Source organism: Caballeronia sp. M1242 (assembly GCF_017220215.1).
In the GTDB taxonomy this organism is placed as follows: domain Bacteria; phylum Pseudomonadota; class Gammaproteobacteria; order Burkholderiales; family Burkholderiaceae; genus Caballeronia.
In genome coordinates this window covers 697,140-715,024 of record NZ_CP071130.1, presented here as the reverse complement: position 1 = coordinate 715,024, position 17,885 = coordinate 697,140, and the positions used below count along the sequence as shown (strand labels likewise).

General features: G+C 66.1%; 19 protein-coding genes. 8 read left to right on the top strand and 11 right to left on the bottom strand.

Translation table 11 applies throughout. The features are described from left to right. The first annotated feature begins 22 nt into the window (after nt 1-22). Both JYK05_RS16770 and JYK05_RS16765 read left to right on the top strand, forming a co-directional pair. Entirely contained in the window at nt 23-736 is a 714-nt protein-coding gene (locus tag JYK05_RS16770; protein ID WP_241269922.1) for an extensin family protein, read from the top strand. Between the two features lie 113 nt (nt 737-849). After that, nucleotides 850-1,428, top strand: a complete 579-nt coding sequence (locus JYK05_RS16765; RefSeq protein WP_175941638.1) for a hypothetical protein — start codon at nt 850-852, stop codon at nt 1,426-1,428. Between the two features lie 24 nt (nt 1,429-1,452). On the opposite strand, the gene JYK05_RS16760 is transcribed toward JYK05_RS16765, so the two are convergent. Continuing rightward, a complete protein-coding gene (locus tag JYK05_RS16760; RefSeq protein ID WP_175941636.1) occupies nt 1,453-1,797 on the bottom strand; it encodes a hypothetical protein in 345 nt (114 codons plus the stop codon). A 183-nt stretch (nt 1,798-1,980) separates the two neighbouring features. Between JYK05_RS16760 and JYK05_RS16755 the strand changes: the two genes are divergently transcribed. From JYK05_RS16755 to JYK05_RS16745, 3 genes are all read left to right on the top strand, one after another. Further along, nucleotides 1,981-2,610 carry an OmpW family protein gene (locus JYK05_RS16755; RefSeq protein WP_241269921.1) on the top strand — a complete coding sequence of 210 codons (630 nt, stop codon included), beginning with the start codon at nt 1,981-1,983 and terminating at the stop codon, nt 2,608-2,610. Nucleotides 2,611-2,794: 184 nt separating this feature from the next. Beyond that, the gene (locus JYK05_RS16750; RefSeq protein WP_206468339.1) at nt 2,795-3,373 is read left to right on the top strand and encodes a hypothetical protein; all 579 of its coding nucleotides are present in this window, start codon (nt 2,795-2,797) and stop codon (nt 3,371-3,373) included. A 65-nt stretch (nt 3,374-3,438) separates the two neighbouring features. Beyond that, nucleotides 3,439-3,840 (top strand): GFA family protein, encoded by a 402-nt coding sequence (locus tag JYK05_RS16745; protein WP_206468338.1) that lies wholly within the window; start codon nt 3,439-3,441, stop codon nt 3,838-3,840. A 138-nt stretch (nt 3,841-3,978) separates the two neighbouring features. Here JYK05_RS16745 and JYK05_RS16740 read toward each other — a convergent pair whose 3' ends face one another. Further along, a complete protein-coding gene (locus JYK05_RS16740) occupies nt 3,979-4,989 on the bottom strand; it encodes a zinc-binding alcohol dehydrogenase family protein (protein ID WP_206468337.1) in 1,011 nt (336 codons plus the stop codon). Nucleotides 4,990-5,169: 180 nt separating this feature from the next. Here JYK05_RS16740 and JYK05_RS16735 point away from each other — a divergent pair, with 180 nt between their 5' ends. Then, nucleotides 5,170-6,015 (top strand): NAD-dependent protein deacetylase, encoded by an 846-nt coding sequence (locus JYK05_RS16735; protein ID WP_206468336.1) that lies wholly within the window; start codon nt 5,170-5,172, stop codon nt 6,013-6,015. Nucleotides 6,016-6,519: 504 nt separating this feature from the next. Here JYK05_RS16735 and JYK05_RS16730 read toward each other — a convergent pair. Further along, nucleotides 6,520-7,782, bottom strand: coding sequence for an aminotransferase class V-fold PLP-dependent enzyme (locus tag JYK05_RS16730; RefSeq protein WP_206468335.1), 1,263 nt, complete (start codon nt 7,780-7,782; stop codon nt 6,520-6,522). A gap of 210 nt (nt 7,783-7,992) precedes the next feature. Between JYK05_RS16730 and JYK05_RS16725 the strand changes: the two genes are divergently transcribed. Next, entirely contained in the window at nt 7,993-9,681 is a 1,689-nt protein-coding gene (locus tag JYK05_RS16725) for a methyl-accepting chemotaxis protein (RefSeq protein ID WP_206468334.1), read from the top strand. A gap of 462 nt (nt 9,682-10,143) precedes the next feature. On the opposite strand, the gene JYK05_RS16720 is transcribed toward JYK05_RS16725, so the two are convergent. The 7 genes from JYK05_RS16720 to JYK05_RS16690 form a co-directional block, all read right to left on the bottom strand. After that, nucleotides 10,144-11,124, bottom strand: a complete 981-nt coding sequence (locus JYK05_RS16720) for an MDR family oxidoreductase (protein WP_206468333.1) — start codon at nt 11,122-11,124, stop codon at nt 10,144-10,146. Between the two features lie 66 nt (nt 11,125-11,190). After that, nucleotides 11,191-11,628 carry a PRC-barrel domain-containing protein gene (locus JYK05_RS16715; protein WP_206468332.1) on the bottom strand — a complete coding sequence of 146 codons (438 nt, stop codon included), beginning with the start codon at nt 11,626-11,628 and terminating at the stop codon, nt 11,191-11,193. A gap of 118 nt (nt 11,629-11,746) precedes the next feature. Continuing rightward, nucleotides 11,747-11,962 (bottom strand): DUF2945 domain-containing protein, encoded by a 216-nt coding sequence (locus JYK05_RS16710; RefSeq protein ID WP_206468331.1) that lies wholly within the window; start codon nt 11,960-11,962, stop codon nt 11,747-11,749. Between the two features lie 58 nt (nt 11,963-12,020). Further along, nucleotides 12,021-12,443, bottom strand: coding sequence for a DUF1810 domain-containing protein (locus tag JYK05_RS16705; RefSeq protein ID WP_206468330.1), 423 nt, complete (start codon nt 12,441-12,443; stop codon nt 12,021-12,023). A 24-nt stretch (nt 12,444-12,467) separates the two neighbouring features. After that, nucleotides 12,468-13,406 carry an aldo/keto reductase gene (locus JYK05_RS16700; protein WP_206468329.1) on the bottom strand — a complete coding sequence of 313 codons (939 nt, stop codon included), beginning with the start codon at nt 13,404-13,406 and terminating at the stop codon, nt 12,468-12,470. A gap of 65 nt (nt 13,407-13,471) precedes the next feature. Beyond that, nucleotides 13,472-13,831, bottom strand: coding sequence for a winged helix-turn-helix domain-containing protein (locus JYK05_RS16695; RefSeq protein ID WP_175941611.1), 360 nt, complete (start codon nt 13,829-13,831; stop codon nt 13,472-13,474). Between the two features lie 246 nt (nt 13,832-14,077). After that, the gene (locus JYK05_RS16690; protein WP_206468328.1) at nt 14,078-14,647 is read right to left on the bottom strand and encodes a hypothetical protein; all 570 of its coding nucleotides are present in this window, start codon (nt 14,645-14,647) and stop codon (nt 14,078-14,080) included. 197 nt (nt 14,648-14,844) lie between these two features. On the opposite strand from JYK05_RS16690, the gene JYK05_RS16685 reads away from it, so the two are divergent. Continuing rightward, complete coding sequence (locus tag JYK05_RS16685; RefSeq protein WP_206468327.1) at nt 14,845-16,110, top strand: glycosyltransferase family 9 protein; 1,266 nt, start codon at nt 14,845-14,847, stop codon at nt 16,108-16,110. Here the strand turns inward: JYK05_RS16685 and JYK05_RS16680 are convergent. Continuing rightward, nucleotides 16,089-17,864 (bottom strand): chloride channel protein, encoded by a 1,776-nt coding sequence (locus JYK05_RS16680; protein ID WP_206468326.1) that lies wholly within the window; start codon nt 17,862-17,864, stop codon nt 16,089-16,091. The two genes, JYK05_RS16685 and JYK05_RS16680, sit on opposite strands and share 22 nt — an antisense overlap. Between the last annotated feature and the right edge of the window lie 21 nt (nt 17,865-17,885).

Genomic DNA, 17,885 nt, shown 5'->3' with positions numbered 1-17,885 from the left:
GCGCCGGAACGCGGAGAGCAGGGTGATCGGGCGAATCATCCGCTGGCTGTTGCTGCTCGCGTTCGTCGCGGCGCTGGCGCTGGCGTATGGCGTGTACACGCGACGCATCGCCGTGCCGGAACGCTATGATCCGTTCGCGCCGCTCGACGTGCGCGCGCCGCCCGGCCCGCTGACCGAATTCAAGCTTTGGCGCACGACCCACGACCCGCAACTCTGCGATGCCGCGCTCGCGCAATCGGGCCTTCAGTATCGGCCGATCGCGGACACGTCCGGGCCGGGCGGCTGCGAACTGACGAACGTCGTGCGCGTCACGCAATCGGGCGACGTGCGCTTCAGCGCGCCGTTTCTCGCGACCTGTCCGCTCGCGCTCGGCATCGCGTTCTTCGAGCATCAGTATCTCCAGCGTGCCGCCATCGACGTGTTCGGCGAGCGCGTGACGCGCATCGAGCATGTCGGCAGCTACGCGTGCCGCAACGTGAATCATCAGAAGGACGCGGGGCTGAGTCAGCATGCGAGCGCGAACGCCATCGACCTGACCGGCTTCGTGCTCGCAAACGGTCGGCGCATCACGCTCGCGCGCTGGGACGACGACGCAGCGTCGCCGGACGCCGTGTTTCTGCGCCGCATTCACGACGGCGCGTGCCGTTCGTTCGACACCACGCTGGGGCCCGACTACAACGCGCTGCACAGGACGCACTTTCACGTCGACATGGGCCCGTATCGCATCTGCCGCTAATGCACGCGCGAGTCGGAATCCAACGCGAGGTTCGCTAGAATCGGGGTGAACGCGGCGTGTGTCATGCGATGCGCGCCGTCCGCATCTCATCTCCTACCGGAAGGAAAGCGCGCATGACGAACCAAGCGGCCCCGATACAGGAACCCTACGAACGACGCGCCTTGCTGCTGCATCTCGGCGATGTGCTGGAGACGGTGTTTTGCCTGAGCCAATGCGCCGACGAGTACGCGAGCATCGGCGACGCGGTGCGCGGCAACGACGCGCTCGCGGGCTTCACGCTGCTCGGTTTCGTCGATGCGCGCATGACGCCGCGCGAGTTCATCCGGCGCGCATCGGGCGCATTCTTCGTGTGGCCGAAGGCGCTGCTCGACGAATCGCTGAATCGTCCGATGCTCGCGAACACCGTGAAGCACGATCTCTTCGAGGACAACCCGACCGGCTGGCGCGCGTATGTGGAGGAGAGGCGCGGCGAAGTGCCGTGGTTCGGCGAGGACTTGCCCGAGATCGCCGAAAGCGCGGCGCCCGCGCATGCAGCCCGCGAGGACGCGCCGAAGCCAAAGAGCGAGGACGCGCCGGAGCCAAAGAGCGAGGACGCGCCGAAGCAGAAGAGCGAGGACGCGCCGAAGCAAAAGAGCGAGACCCAAAAGCCGTCTCGCTATCTCACGTGGCCCTGGCCGAACAAGACGACGTGAACGCGGCTCGCGTCCTTTAAACGATCAAGGCTTCTTTCCCATGCTGCCCGCGTCGGTATCGAAGCCGAGGCCGTTTGGGCGCTTCGGCGGCGGCGCTTTTCCCGCCGACGTCTTGCCCGGCTGCGTTCTCAGCACGCCGCTTGCGTGCTCGGCCGCGACGGCCGGCGGCGTGACGTTCTGTTCCTGATACGCGGGCGTGCTGTCGTTGTCGAGCCGGCTCGGCTTCGTCTGGTTCGGCTGCGTGGTCTGCTGACCGCTCGGATGGCCTTCCGGCCTCGACGTCGGATTTTGCGCGTTCGCCGCCATTGCGAATGTGGCACCCGCCAGCATCGCCGCCAGTCGAGCCGCTGCTCCAAAAGTGGGTCTCATCTCGTTCTCCCAATGTTCTGTCCTTTGCTTCTGTAAAAGCAAGCAGCGGACCCGGCCGTTTTCCTTGTCGATGCGCAAGGTGTCGCGTCGCGGGATAAGCACACGCTGAATTCCGTTGTTCGCCGTCAAGTAGACGCTCGCCGCTCGCCGGGACAATCGAGCTTTCAACCGGGAATGCGAAAGATGAGAACGAAACTTCGGGCGATGCTGCTGGCAAGCGCGGCTTTCTTTGCAGGGACGGCACATGCCGGTGATGAAACGATGACCGGCATTCACGCGGGCGACGTGCTGGTGCGCTTGCGGGCGATCAGCATACAGCCGCAGGTGTCGGCGGGCGGCACGCTCGGCTCGCTGGGCGTCGATGTGAACAATGCGATCGTGCCGGAGCTCGACTTCACGTACATGATCCGCGATCAGATCGGCGTCGAACTGATTCTCGCGACGTCGCGGCATCAGGTGACATCGAACATCGGCGGACTGGGTGGCGTGGGCGTGCTGCCGCCGACCGTTCTGCTGCAATATCACTTCAATCATCAGGGCCATGTGCGGCCGTACGTCGGCGCGGGACTGAACTACACGTACTTCTACAACGACAAGCTCGAAGCCGGCGATACGCCCGTGTCCATCAAGCGAAGCAGCTTCGGCCCGGCGTTGCAGGCGGGCGTGGATGTCGACGTCGCAAAGAACGTCTTCATCAACGCGGACGTGAAGAAGATCTGGATGCGCACCAGCGCGTCGGCGGGCGGGGCGGATCTGGGGTCGCTCAAGATCGATCCGTGGGTGCTCGGCGTGGGCGTCGGCATGAAGTTCTGACGCGGCGGCGGGGCGCGCCGGATGCGGATTTTGGCGGAAGATACCGGTGTTTCTGGCGTGGCGCGGTGCGTGAGCGCGGTATCCTTGACAGCAGGCCCGGCGCAGACTCGCGGCCATACGCGCGAGCGACGCGGTGGCGAGCGAACTGCAACGACTAAAAACACCGCATCGGGGAACGCAGTCAATGAAACCTTCACATCTCGCGGGAATCGCCTTGCTCGCCGGCTCTTGCGCCGCTCTCGCGCAGCAGCCGATGACCTTGCCCGGCCGCAGCCAGAGCGCCGGACAACAGGCCGTGGACAACGCCGCCTGCTATGCGTACGCCAATCAGACGACGAAGGTCAACATGGCGCGCGAGTCGCAGGCCGCGCCGAAACAGAGCACAGCCGACACGCGCACGATAAGCCCGCCGCGTGCCGTCGAACCGCCGCTGCCGCCGACCGCATCGGGTGCGCTCGCGGCATCGGCTGCGTCGCCGGCTTCGGGGGCATCGGCCGCCGTGGCGGCGTCGGGGGCATCGGCGGCGGTCGTCGCGGGCGCATCGGCGCCGCGCGGCGCGTCGGCGGCGATTGCGGCGTCCGGCACCGCAGGCACGGGCATGGCAGGCATGCCAGCGATGCCGGGCATGGCGAGCGGCGCATCGGATGCGCTCTATAGCGGCGACATGAAGATGCCGCCGCTTCCGCCGCCCGAGCCGCCGATGGTCCGCTACTGGCGCGCGTACGGCGAGTGCATGCAAAACCGCGGATACTTCGTGCGATGAGCGCCTGAGCGCGCTCGTGCTTCGTCGCGAGATTGCGGCGAAGCAGGCAACGCCGGGAGCGATGCATGAGCCGCCATTTCATTCACGAAGGACATTGCGCCTGTGGCGCGGTTCGGGTGCGCGTGTTCGCGGAGCCGAACGAGGTCAATCTCTGTCACTGCATGACGTGCCGCCGCATCCACGGCGCGCCGTTCGGCGTGTACGCGATTTTCGCGCGCGACGCGGTGGAGGTGTCCGGCGATACCATCGCGTGGCAAAGCTCCGCGACGGGCCGCCGCCATCACTGTCCGACGTGCGGTTCGCCGGTCTATCTCGCGTTCGATGGCGTGCCGGAGATCGAAGTGCCGACCGGCATCTTCGATGAGATCGGGCTGTATCCGCCCGAGTATGAGATCTGGCGCGATACCGCCGAGCCGTGGCACGACGCTCAAGGCAGGGCGCGTTATGTGCGCAGCCGGCCTCAATAGCAGCGAGGCAGTCCACGATCGGGTTCGCGTCGTCCGCTTCAGCGCAAACGGCGCGGCCTCAGTAGCGGGCAATTCTTCAAGATCGATGTGCCACCCCCAATGCCAGCCGCGCTACGCGCAGCCGAACAGATCAGCGCCTCAACACTCCACAATCGCCTTCACGACGCCCGCCTTCGGGTCAAGCAACGACGAAAACTGCGCGGGCACATCATTGAGCGCCATGCGATGCGTGTTGAGCGCATCCGTCGGCACGTCGCCGCGGCGCATCGCGGCGAGCACCGTCTCGAAGTCCTCGGGCGTCGCATTGCGGCTCGCGAGCAGCGTCGCCTCGCGCTTGTGGAACTCGGGATCGGCGAAGGAGATGCGGTCCGGCACGATCGACACGAGCACGTACTTGCCGCCATGCGCGATGAACTCGAAGCCGCGCTCCATCGCGCGCGAATTGCCGGTCGCGTCGAACACCACGTCGAAGAACTCGCCGTTCGTCAGTTGCGACAACTCCTCCTTGTCGCGCTCGCCGATCTGCACGGTGGCGTTCACCTTGAGTTCGCGCTTGCAGAACGCGAGGCGGTCTTCGCGCGTATCCAGCGCGGTGACGTTCGCGCCGCGCAGGCGCGAGAACGTGATCGCCGCCATGCCGATCGGTCCCGTGCCGACCACCAGCACGCGCTGGCCCGGCTGCACGTCGGCGCGGCGCACGGCATGCGCGCCGATCGCGAGAAATTCGACCATCGCCGCCTGATCGAGCGTGACGCCTTCGGCCTTGTGGACGAATTGCGCGGGCAGATTCAGATATTCCGTGAACGCGCCGTCGCGATGCACGCCGAGCACCTGAATGTTGACGCAGCAGTTCGTCTTGCCCTGACGGCAGGCAATGCACTTGCCGCACGACAGATACGGCATCACATAGACCGTATCGCCCGCTTTCAAGCCGCTCGCGGCGTCGGCTTCCTCGATCACGCCGGACAACTCGTGGCCCATCACGCGCGGATACGACAGATACGGCTGGTTCCCGGTGAAGATGTGCAGGTCCGTGCCGCACACGCCGACGCGCTTCACGCGCAGCAGCACTTCGTTCTCGGCGCGCTGCGGCTTCGCGCGTTCTTCGGCCTTGAGGGTGCCGGGGGTTTCGCAGATGACGGTCAGCATCGTGTCTCTCGTTCGAATGAGGTGGGGCAGCGCATCAATCTATCGGCGCGCCGCGCTTTGGTCAAGCCAATTCCGAAATCGACGAAGTGGTAAGGCCGGTGCATCGGTGGGCATTTCGCCTTATATTCAAGATACCGCACCGGCAACTACCGCGCGTTTTTTGCGCCTCGAGGACGGCACGTGCTTTCACTTCATGACTTTGTCGAGCGGCATCCGCGGCTCTTCGTACTTTCCGGCGCGGGCATCAGCACCGAGTCCGGCATTCCCTGTTATCGCGATCGCGAAGGCCAGCGCACCGGCCGCGCGCCGATTCTCCTCAAAGACTTTCTCGGCTCCGATTACGCGCGGCGGCGCTACTGGGCGCGCAGCCTGATCGGCTGGCCGGTGGTGGCGAGCGCTCGGCCCAACGCGGCGCATCACGCGGTGCGGGCGCTCGCGGCGCGCTCGCGCGTGCATCGGCTGGTGACGCAGAACGTCGATGGCCTGCACACGCGCGCCGGAAATCCGGACGTGATCGAACTGCACGGGAACATCGGCCGCGTGCGCTGCATGGACTGCGGCGCGCGGCACGAGCGCGCCGACGTGCAACGCCTGCTGGAAGCGGCGAATCCCGACTTCGTGGGCTACACGGCGCCCGCCGTGCCGGACGGCGACGCGCTGATCGAAGACCTGGACTTCAGCGCCTTCGACGTGCCCGGCTGCACGCGTTGCGGCGGGCTATTGAAGCCGGACGTGGTCTTCTTCGGCGAAGGCGTGCCGCGCGAGATCGTGCAGGACGCGGCGAGCGCGCTCGACGGCGCGGACGCGATGCTCGTGATCGGCTCGTCCTTGATGGTGTATTCCGGCTACCGCTTCTGCGAGTGGGCCGCGAAAAGCGGCAAGCCGATCGCGGCGATCAACATCGGCAAGACGCGCGCCGATGCGCTGCTCGCGCTGAAGGTGGAAGCACCGTGCTCCGAGGCGCTGGGCGAACTGATCGCGCGGCTCGATGCGCGATCCGCAGGCAGCGAAGCCGCGCCCGCCTAGCTTCTTATTCGACAACACCCTGAGCATCTGCGCCTGCCGCTCGGCATCCGACCTCCGCTATAACAGCGGGCCGCGTTGCGGTGAAGACGTCGACCTTCGCTGCGCGCGCGAAGGTTAAAGCACCGTGCTCCGAGGCGCTCGGCGAACTGATCGCGCGGCTCGACGCGCGATCAGCAGGCAGCGGAAGCGGCGCCCGCCTAGCTTGCCTCGCGCGCTGACGGGGAAGCGCCAAGCTCGGAGCGGCTGGGCATGTTGATCGCGCGGGTCGACGTGAGGCGCGTGGACGGCGAAGCCCCGCCCGCCTAGTTCGCTTGGTTCGACAACACGCCAAGCGTCTTGGCGAGCCGCTCGGCATCGGACATCCGCGAGAATAACGCGGGCGTCGCGGGCCCGGTCACTGTGAAGATGTTGAATCTTTGTCGCCCGCGCTGAAGGCCTACGCGACCTCATTGCGCGGCTCGATGCATCATCCGCAATCAGCAAGGCCGCGCCCGCCTAGCGCTCCTAGCTCGCCTCGCGCGACAACACGCCGAGCGCCTCGGCCAGCCGCTCCGCATCCGACATCCGCGAGAACAGCGCGGGCGTCACGCGGACCACGTCTCCCGTGTCGGGGCCGGGCCGCGTCACCGTGAAGATGCCGAAGCGTTCGCGCAGCGCATCGCACGTCGCGCGGGCGCTCTGGCCGTCGAGCCGGAAAGCGGTGATGCCGACCGCCATCGACGGATCGTCCGGCGTCAGAATGCGCACGCCCGGCAGCGCGCGCGCCGGCTTCACCCACGCATCGCGCAGCGCCCGCAGACGCGCTTCCTTCGCATGCGCGCCGATGCGCGCGTGAAACTCCAGCGCCGCCGGCACCGCGAGCCACGCGGCGAAGTTCGGCGAGCCGGTATGCACGCGCGAGCGGATGTCGTCGGCGGGCCAGGCGCGGTCGCCGAGATACGGATCGATGTTGTCGAGATCTCCACGGCGGATGAAGATCGCGCCGCAGCCGAGCGGCGCGCCGATCCACTTGTGCAGATTCAGCGCGGCGAAGGGCGCGTCGAGCGCGGGCACGTCGAAATCGAGCGCGCCCCAGGAATGCGCGGCATCGGCGATCACGTCCGCGCCTGCTTCTTTCGCCAGGGCCGACAGTTCCGCGACCGGCATCACGAGGCCGGTGGCGAAGCAGACGTGCGAAACCAGTACGAGCCGCGTTCGCGGATGCGCCCGCAGCGCCTCGGCATAAGTGTCGATGACCGCGCGGCGGAAATCCTCCTTCGCGCGCGGTTCGGGAATCGTGATCCGCACCGGCGTCACGCCGCGCCGCTCGCGCAGCCATTCCATCGCGTCCTTGCCGCACGGATAGTCCAGATCGCTGTACAGCACGGTGTCGCCCGGCGACAGGCGGTTGTAGCCGCTGATGAGCGCGAGCAGCGCCTCCGTCGCGTTTCGGGTCAGTTCGATTTCGTCGACGCCGCAGCCCATCGCCGCCGCGACGCGCTCGCGCAGGCCGTCGTGGATCGCGCCCCAGTGCGGACGCACGAGCGTCGTCGTCTCGTAATTGAGGCGGTCGATCCAGTGATGAAACACCGACTTCACCGGCTCCGCCATCGCGCCCCAGTAGCCGTTCTCCAGATTGACGACGGCATCCGTCTGCCGATACAGCGCGCGCACGGCGTCCCAGTACGTCTCGTCGGTGGCGACGTCGGCGGACGAAGCAGGCGAGGGCGGCAGCGCGCGCAACGCGGCGTCGAATTCGGGCGTGCGGATATCGAGCGGATCGGTCATGAGCAAAGTGGAGGCGGAAAGCCGTCATTATCGTCGACGAACAGAATATCGACGATGACACGTGCAGCCCTTCAGACGCGCGCCCGCCGCGCCGTAATCAAATCTAGAGCGACGCGACGCGCGGACAGCAAACGTTCGCGTCCTTTTTTCGCGCCGAAGAGCGCGGGCGTCATGCAAACAACGATTTTCCGGACCTGAGAGAGCCCAAGCGTGAATCTCCGCAATATCACCATCAAGAACAAACTGATTGCCGGCTTCGGATTGCTCGCCGTGCTGCTCGTGCTGGTCGCGGGCATGTCGCTGCGGGCGCTGTCCACGGCCACCGACGGCTTCGCGCATTACGTGCACGGCATCAACGCGCGCGCCGACGTCGCCGCGCAGGTCCGCGCCGCCGTGGACCGCCGCGCCATCGCGGCGCGCAATCTCGTGCTGGTCACGAAGCCCGCCGATCTCGAACTGGAGAAGGCCGATGTCGAGCGCGCGCACGCGGACGTGCAGGCGCGCCTCAAACAGTTACAGGACATGGTCGCGTCCGCGAACGACACGAGCGACAAGGCGCGCAGCCTCGTTGCCGAAATGACGCGCGTCGAGGCGCTGTACGGGCCGGTGGCGACCGCCATCGAAGCGCTCGCGCTCGCGGGCCGTCACGACGAAGCCATCGTGAAGCTCGACGACGATTGCCGCCCGCTGCTCGCGCGCCTTGTGAAGGCCACCGAAGACTACGCGACTTATACAAATGTGCGCCGCGACGAAATGGTGCGCGAATTCGAGGCGAACTATCAGGCGCAGCGCAACGTGCTGCTCGCGCTGTGCGTGTTCGGCGGACTGTTCGCCGTGATCGCGGGCATCACCGTCACGCGGTCGATCACCGCGCCGATCGCGGAAGCGGTCGGGATCGCGCAGACCGTGGCGCGCGGCGATCTGCGCAGCCGGATCGTCGCCGAGACGAAGGACGAAACCGGCGATCTGCTGCGCGCACTCGCCGACATGAACGCGCGCCTGACCGATACCGTGAGCCTCGTGCGTGAAAGCGGCGGTGCCGTCGGCAGCGCGGCGAAAGAACTCGCGATGGGCAACACCGACCTGAGCCAGCGCACCGAAGAACAGGCCGCATCCCTACAGGAGACTGCAGCGAGCATGGAGCAGCTCACGTCGACGGTCCGTCAGAACGCGGACAACGCGCAGCAGGCGAGCTCGCTGGCATCGAATGCGTCGGAAGTCGCGCGCAAGGGCAACGATGTCGTCGGCCGCGTCGTGTCGACGATGCAAGGCATCAGCGATAGCTCCGCGCGCATCGCCGAGATCACCGGAATGATCGAGGGCATCGCGTTTCAGACGAATATCCTGGCGCTCAACGCGGCGGTCGAGGCGGCGCGCGCGGGCGAGCAGGGACGCGGCTTCGCGGTGGTCGCAACGGAAGTGCGCAGCCTGGCGCAGCGGTCCGCGACGGCGGCGAAGGAGATCAAGGAACTGATCGCGGAGTCGGTCGACAAGGTGCGCGACGGCTCGGCGCTCGCGGGCGAAGCGGGCTCGACGATGAGCGAAGTCACGCAGGCGGTTGCGCGCGTGACCGACATCATGGAGGAAATCGCGGCGGCGTCGGTGGAGCAGGGACGCGGCATCGAGCAGATCAATCAGGCCATCACGCAGATGGACGAAGTGACGCAACAGAACGCGTCGCTCGTGGAGGAAGCGGCGGCCGCGTCGCAGGCGCTGGAAGAACAGGGGCGCAAGCTGAACGAAGCGATGGCGTTCTTTAGCGTGGAGGCGGGCGGTTCGGTGATTGCAGCGATTGCGGCGCCTGCGCCGGTCGTCGCGCGCAAGGCAACGCGGCCCGCGCCGGTGCGCAAGGCAGCGGCGAGCGCTGAAGCTGATGCTAGCGGATGGAGCACGTTTTAACGCGAAGTGAAGCGTGGCAAGCCGCTGTGTCGGACTCCGCGTTTGCATGCACGATCGCGCGCCAGTCCATCTCGCCGCGAAACAGACATACGGCTTTTCCGGCGCGTCGGCGGGCGACGCACTCAAATGGCGAAGTGTCGATCGACGGCGCGAGTGGTGGTCCACGCCGCGCCGCGCAGCGCTCCACGTTCTCATTGACGGACCCGTGCCCTTTGATTCGCCGAGAAGCCCCGCCCGCCGCATTCAGCGCGTCGGCGAGCGAGATGAGGATCGCTGCGGGCGTCGGAAGCACGGATTGCGAGTCACGCTGCGCCGCGCGCACGCCATGGCAATCGACGAGCACGCCCCTTCGTTTCACCCGCAGCAGACTCTGCGTGTGTCGGGGCGCGTGCAATCGGCCTCGCACAGTGGGATGGTCGTAACGTGCTACCAGCCGAATTCGCCGCCAACGCCCCGCCGCGCTCACGCATTCACATCCACGATCACGCGCCCTTTGATCTCGCCGCGCAGCAAGCTCGCCGCGCTTTCCGGCGCATCGGCGAGGGAGATGGTGCTCGCGACGCGCTCGATGGTCTTCACAGGCACGTCCGCAGCGATCGCGTTCCACGCCGCGATGCGCCGTTCGCGCGGCACGTAGACGCTATCGACGCCGAGCAACGCGACGCCGCGCAGAATGAACGGCGCGACCGTCGCCGGAAAATCCATGCCCTGAGCGAGGCCGCACGCCGCGACCGCGCCGCCGTATCGCAAGCTCGCACAGACGTTGGCGAGCGTGTGGCTGCCGACGCAATCGACCGCCGCCGCGAACCGCTCCTTCTGCAACGGCTTGCCCGGCGCGGACAACGTCTGTCTGTCGATGACATCCGCCGCGCCGAGTTCGCGAAGCCGCGCCGCTTCTTCGGGCCGGCCCGTCGATGCCAAGACGCGATAGCCGCGCTTCGCGAGAATCGCCACCGCGAAGCTGCCGACGCCGCCGTTCGCGCCGGTCACGAGCACGTCGCCGTCGCCGGGCGTGACGCCGTGCTGCTCCAAAGCCTCCACGCAGAGCATCGCCGTATAGCCGGCCGTGCCGACGGCCATCGCCTGACGCGTCGTGATGCCCGCAGCAAGCGGAATCAGATGCCCGGCCGGCACGCGCGCCTTCTGCGCGAGACCGCCCCAATGCGTTTCGCCGGCGCCCCAGCCGTTCATCACGACGCGGTCGCCCGGCTTGTAATCCGCGTGCGTACTCTCCTCGACGACGCCCGCGAAGTCGATGCCGGGCACCATCGGAAAGCTCCGCACGACCGGTCCCTTGCCCGTGATTGCGAGCGCGTCCTTGTAATTGAGTGTCGAATATTCGATGCGCACGAGCACGTCGCCCGGCGGCAAACGCGACTCGTCGATTGACTGAATGGACGCAACCGTGCGGTCGTCCTTGTCGAGCAGCAGCGCGTTGAACATAGGAGTTCCGTCGAACGTAAGAGGGATGCAGCGGCCACCGCGCCGCTGCGTCATTCAATCACCAGGTCAGTGATGTTCGGCGTCGGCGCGCGGCGCCGGCGTGGACTTCACCTTCGAGTACTGGAATTCGGGCAGCGCCTTGATGGCGTCCTTGGTCGCGCCCGGCAGCACGAGCTTGCCGTTTTTCACGTCGAACTGCTCGATCGGAATCGCCACGTCGTGGTGAGAGACGCCGAGGAACTGATTGGCCGCGATGATCGCGAACGAGACCGAACGGTCGGGCGCGATGATGATGTCGTGGATCACGCCGACGCGCGCGCCTTCGTCATTGACGACAGGCTTGTTCAGAATCGACTTCTTGACGCTCCATCCGTCGATGATCGCGGTCGAGACCTGGACGGACACGCCGAGCGGCTGCGCGCCCGCGACCTGCGCGAACGAAGGGGTGGAAGCAAGGCCGATGGCCGACGAAGCGAAGAGCGATGCCACGAGTTTCAAGTTCATATCGATTCCTCAAAAGATTTGGCAAAACGGTTCTGCGGAAAGGCGCAATGGAAAGCGCGGTAGCAGTTTGACCGTTTCCCGGGGCTTTTGCATGAACCGCGCCGCCACCATTGTGCCGTTAGTGCGATATGTGCTTGAGCGCGTTGCCTCTATGGACCGCGCGCTTGCCGCTCTTGTCGCTTTCGACTTCGTAGTGGGGATCGTCTTTCGACGCGTTGACGGTGTGACCGTCGAGCGTGGTGCGCTCGGAAATGACGCGCACCACGCGGCCCGTGGTTTCGCCCTGCGGCGTATTCCAGCTTACGTGGTCGTGGACTTTCAGCGATCGGCTCATGTCGGGCTCCGTTGAAGTAGACATGCGCATGCTGCAACGGCCATGCCTGTCGCCGGAATCAGCGCAGGCGCATGAGCGTCGCTTCGTCCGGCTGGCCGTCGAAATGGCGGCGCAGCGTTTCCTCGAAGAGCGGCTCGTCGGGCGCGGCGCGCGCGAAGAGCGTCATCGACGAATGGAATTTCATATGGTCCGGATAGCCGAAAATGTCCTCGACGCTGCGCCCCTCGACGCCATTGACGATGCGCGTCAGTTCGACGAGCCGAGCGCCCAGCACCGGATGCGCGAGATACGCCTGCGCCTCGGCAAGCGACTGAATCGCGTAACGCTGCGCCATCGGGCTGTGCCCGAGCCCGGCGATCTGCGGAAACACGAACCACATCCAATGCGTGCGTTTGCGGCCGGCTGAGAGCTCGGCGCGCGCTTCATCGATGATGCTTTCCTGCGCACTCACGAAGCGTTGCAGGTTGAACGGATCGCCCATCGATCGTCTTTCTCCCGTTGAACGTCACGCGACGGCTTCCTGGATTCGCCGTTTCAGCGCCGCATCCGGATAGACGCCGATGCCCGCGTGAACGTTGTCGATCATGTACTCGCGGCGGCCCGTGCCCGGAATGACGCACGTGACAGCCCGATTGCCCAGCACGAACTTGAGCAGAAGCTGTGCCCAGCTCGCGCAGCCGAGCTCCGCCGCGAAAGGCGGCAGCGGCTTGCCGCGCAGCTCGGCCAGCAGCGACCCGCCGCCGAACGGCTGATTGACGATCACCGCGACGCCACGGTCTGCCGCGAGCGGCAGCAGGCGCGCTTCGGCGTCGCGGTCGTTGGCGGCGTAATTGATCTGCACGAAGTCGACGCGCTCGGCGCGCAACACGGCTTCGACCTGCGGGAACGCGCCCGACGTGTAGTGAGTGATGCCGATATAGCGCACGCGTCCGGCGGCTTTCCAGTCGCGCAGGGTGGCAAGCTGCGTGCGCCAGTCGAGGAGATTGTGAATCTGCATCAGGTCGATGCGGGGCGCGGCGAGGCGCTGCATCGACTGCTCCATCTGCGCGATGCCTTCCTCGCGGCCTTCGGTCCAGACCTTGGTCGCGACGAACGCCTTGTCGCGCGCGTGCAGTTCGGTGAGCAGCGCGCCGGCGACCGCTTCGGAGCTGCCGTACATCGGCGAGGAATCGATGACCGAGCCGCCCGCCGCGAACAGCACGCGCAGCACATCGGCGAGTTCGCGGCGGCGGGCGGCGTCGTTGCCGACATCGAACGTGCGCCAGGTGCCGCATCCGACGACCGGCAATGCCTCGCCGGTCGAGGGAATCGGGCGCTTGTGCATCGGCTCGATGGCCGCGTCCGCGGCGGATGCGCCAACGCCGGGCAGGGCGAGCGCGGCGGCTGCGGTCGCGCGCAGGAAGTCGCGCCGGCCGGGCGAGCGCCGCGTGTTGAGAGGCTTCATGACTCCGACTCCCGCTTTCGTTGTGCAGGAGCCACAGAATAAACCGCGCGGCGCGGACCCGCGCGCTACTTCTTTCTCGCTTCCTCCAGACACGCGGCCAGCTTTTCGAAGTAGGCGAGCGCCTTGGCGGTCGGCACCACCGATTTCGTGCGCAAGTCCGCGCCGGTTTCATCGAGCGTGACGAGACCTTGCTGTTTGAGGCGCGTGAGCTTGCGGTGGACGGTGGCGGGCGCGCCGGCGACGGAAAGCGCCATCGTTTCGGTGACCGTCAGCGTGCGGCCCGCGTGCCAGGCCGCCGTCAGCGCTTCGAGAAGGCGCTCCTCGGCCGCGTCCAACTTCGGCACGGAAGGCAGCGCCTGCACGGCCTGCGCGAGATTCAGAAAGCGAAAGTAAGCGTCGACGAGCGGTTTCTTCGTCATTGTCATGCGCTTGCTCCAGCGCTTGGGGAAATAGACATCGTAGTGCAGTGAATCATACTCGTTCGCGTCTGACGCTCCTTGCACAAAAAACTTATCAAGCTGATAAGCAAATGCTATGATGCGAAACAATCGAGTTGGCAATGAATTGCTGAATATGGCTGATTGCTACGCGAGAACCTGAGAGAGATGAGAGAAGCGGTGAAACAGGCGCCGCCCGGCATCGAAGCCGGGCGGCGCCATCCTTCGGCCGGTTCATGAATCACCCAAACGCCGCCGCAACGGCGCGACTCGCACCATCACCCACAACGCCAGTTTGATCGCGTAGATCATGATCAAACTGCCGGATAAATCTCCCACCACCATCACCACGAAGCGCTTACCCGCGCCCGCGGCTTCCCCATGCATGGCGAGCCAGATCTGATGCAGGGCGGGACTGGCGATCGAATACAGCAGAATCAGCAGCAAAAGACGCTTCGCCGTCAGATTGGATAACGACGTGCGCAAACCGAGCGCGCCGGTCGCGAATAGATAAATAAGATAAGGCGCAAGCGCGGAAATGGTGCCGTAGAAAAGCGAGCGCACCGGATCGTCGGGAAAATACAGGAAAACACAACTGACCCAGGCGGCGCACAGCATGCCGATTGCGCCGGCTTCCCCGAAGAGCAGCGTGCAAAGCAAGCGCATGCCGGCTGGCAGATAAATCCAGTTAGCGCCAGGCACGTATTCGGAATGCGGAAACAGTAATTCGTTTCCGACAAGCGTGACGAGAAAAAGCGCGGCCGTGCCCGCGATAATCGGCACGCGTTGACGAAGATAGTTCATGACATGTGATAACGGTGAGGCAGCGGCGCGAGTCGCGTTGCCGTGCGGCTGATATGCGCAAACTGCAAACAAGCAGCGATATTTTATTGATCGATTCCGGCCGCAACATGCCTATCATTTAAGTCGGCACCTTTTATTACATCGAAAGAAGCGGCCGATCTGGCATCGTGCGCTGTCATTTCACTCTCGTTCAGCATATGCCCGTTCAATCCGACGCCCGACTTCCGGTCACCATCGACAGCGTTCGCGCGTTGCGCATGGCCGGGCGGGCGCCCGAAGCGCAAGCCATGCTGCGCGCGATCGCCGCACTGCCGGATGCCGGCGGCGCGTGGGCGGGGCAGATGGGCATCGACATGAACTATCTCGGCATGTTCGCCGAAGCGCAGGCGTGGCTGAGGCGCGGCCTTGATTACCCAGTGCCGAACGTGGGCCGCTATCAACTCACCGAAGAGTTGATCATGGTGCTCTTGAGCCTCGGCCAATACCACGAAGCGCACGAACTGCACCGCGCGAACCGTGACACCGGATGCGTGGAGGCGCTTCTTCATACGTTGTTCTGCGGCGACAGGACGTGGATCGAGTGGCTCGAGCCCAAGATGCTCGGGATGGACGAGCCGGTCGCCGGCAAGTCGATTCTTCTGCTCATGGAAGGCGGTTTCGGCGATTTCGTGCTCTTCTCGCGCTATGTCGATGCCCTGCTGCGCGAAGGCGCGCGCGAGGTGGTCATCGAAATGTTCGATTCCTGGCGCGACGTCGTGCGGCCGCGAGAGCGCGTGCGCCTGTCGGTTCCGACGGTCGAAGCGCGTTCAATGGAAGCCCAACGGTGCGACCGCGTCGCCTCCGTGTTCCATCTGTGGGCGCGCTATCAGCCGTCGCCCTACGCGCCGCAAGCCGATCCGGCGGCGCTAATCGGTCTCGATGCCGCCAAGCCTCTCGCGCCCGAAGCGAACGCACTGTTGCACGCGGACGGCCCGCGGCCGAAAGTCGGCTTGATCTGGCGCAGCGCGAGCGGCGCGCGCCACGAGCCGTATCGTTCGATGCAGCTGGCCGACCTTGCCAGCGTGCTCGCCGATACGACCTGCCGTTTCTACTCGCTGCAAGTGGGCGAACCGGGGGACGCCGAGCGCGCGTTGATGAACGCGCACGGCGTCGTCGACATGGCGCCGTATCTGCATACATTCGGCGATACGGGCCGCGCGTTCGAGGCGCTCGATCTGATCATTTCGATCGACAGCGGTCCGGCGCATCTCGCCGCCGCGCTGAATCGCCCGGTGTGGGTGCTGCTTGCGCAGGCCTGCGATTGCCGCTGGTACGACTGCGCGCGCTTCACGCCGTGGTATCCGTCCATGCGTCTCTACCGGCAGACGCAACTCGGCGACTGGTCGCGCCCGCTCGCGGAATTGCGCGCGGATCTGCATCGCTACCCCACGTCGAATAACGCTTACGGCTTGCGCAACGCCTGAGTTCGCCGAAAGCCGCGGAAGCGTTCGCGCTGGTGTTCTTCGTCGAAATGCGCGCGCGCCGGCTTCACCAGATCGCTGCGCGAGACGATGCCGACAAGCCGCATCGACGCCGTGTCCGCCACGACCGGCAGGCGTTCCAGGTCATGCACGGCAAGGCGCGTGGCCGCAAGCCGACACGGTTCGCCGGGCAGCGCGACGGCAGGCGCGGCATCGTTTTTTTGCGCGAGCGCCTCCCCGATCGTGATGCCGCCCGATTGCGACGCCTCGCCGAGCGCCGCCAATGCCGCGCGATCCAGCATGCCGACGAGCGCCCCGTCGCGCACGACCGGATACGCCCGGTGCGCCTGCTGCGGCCCGAAATGCCGCGCGAGCACGTCAGCGAGCGGCGTCGCGGCGTCGATCGTGTTCACGTCGCGCGTCATGACTTCATCGACGTGGTGACGCTCCAGCGGGTCCACCCCGTATTCGCGATAGATGTGATACCCGCGCCGCGCGATCTTCTCCGTCATGATCGAGCGACGCATCACCACGGTGGCGAAGCCGTGGGCGACGAGTGTCGCCGCCAGCAGAGGCAGAAGCGCGTTGCTGTCGTGCGTGAGGCCGAACGCGAAGACGATGGCCGTGAGCGGCGCGCCGAGTGTCGCGCCGAGCGTCGCGGCCATGCAGACGAGCGGCCAGAGCGCGGTGTCGTGGCCCGGCAGAACCGCGCCGAGCACGGTGCCGAGACCCGCGCCGAGCATCAAGAGCGGCGCGAGCACGCCGCCCGACGTGCCGGACGCGAGCGCCACGACCCAGATCACCGCCTTCACGGCCAGAATCGCGAGCGCCACCTGAATGGCGATGTGCTGATGCAGCAGATCGCCGATCACGTCATAGCCGACGCCGAGCGCGCGCGGCTCCAGATATCCGCCGATGCCGACCACGACGCCGCCGATGGCCGGCCACCACATCCAGTGCAGCGGGAGCTTGCCGAACGCATCTTCGAGCTTGTAGAGCGCCGCCGACAGGCCCGACGCGAGCACGCCCGACAACAGCCCCGCGACGAGGCACGACAGCAGCGAAATCATGTGCGGGGGCTGCGTCTGCATCGGGAAAAGCGCGCCGGTGCCGAACACGAACGCCCGCGCGAAGCCGGCCACGGCGCACGCTAGCGCCACGGGCAGAAAGCTGCGCGGCCGCCATTCGAAAAGCAGCAGTTCCACCGCGAGCAGAACCGCCGCGACCGGCGTGCCGAACACGGCGGTCATGCCCGCCGCCGCGCCCGCCACGAGCAGCGTCTTGCGCTCGGCGGCCGTCACGTCGATGCACTGCGCGATCAGCGAGCCGAGTGCGCCGCCCGTCATGATGATCGGACCTTCCGCGCCGAACGGCCCGCCGCTGCCGATCACGATGCCCGAGGACAGCGGCTTCAGCACCGCCACCTTCGGCGACATGCGGCTCTTGCCGAAGAGAATCGCTTCGATCGCTTCGGGAATGCCGTGGCCGCGAATCTTCTCGGAGCCGAAGCGCGCCATCAGTCCGACGATCAGCCCGCCGATCACCGGAATCACGATGACCCAGGCCCCAAGCGTATGGAGCGCGGGCGAGCGATCCTCGATGGAGAACGTCTGGAAGAAAAACAGATTCGTGAAGAGATGAATGAGCGCGAGCAGGACGACCGCCGCAAGCGTGCTGATGCCGCCGATGACTGCCGCGAGTGCGCAGATGCGCAGCAGCCGGTCGTTCACGGAAAAGTCGCGTTTATGATGATTCATGGCTGTCACTCCAGAAAACTC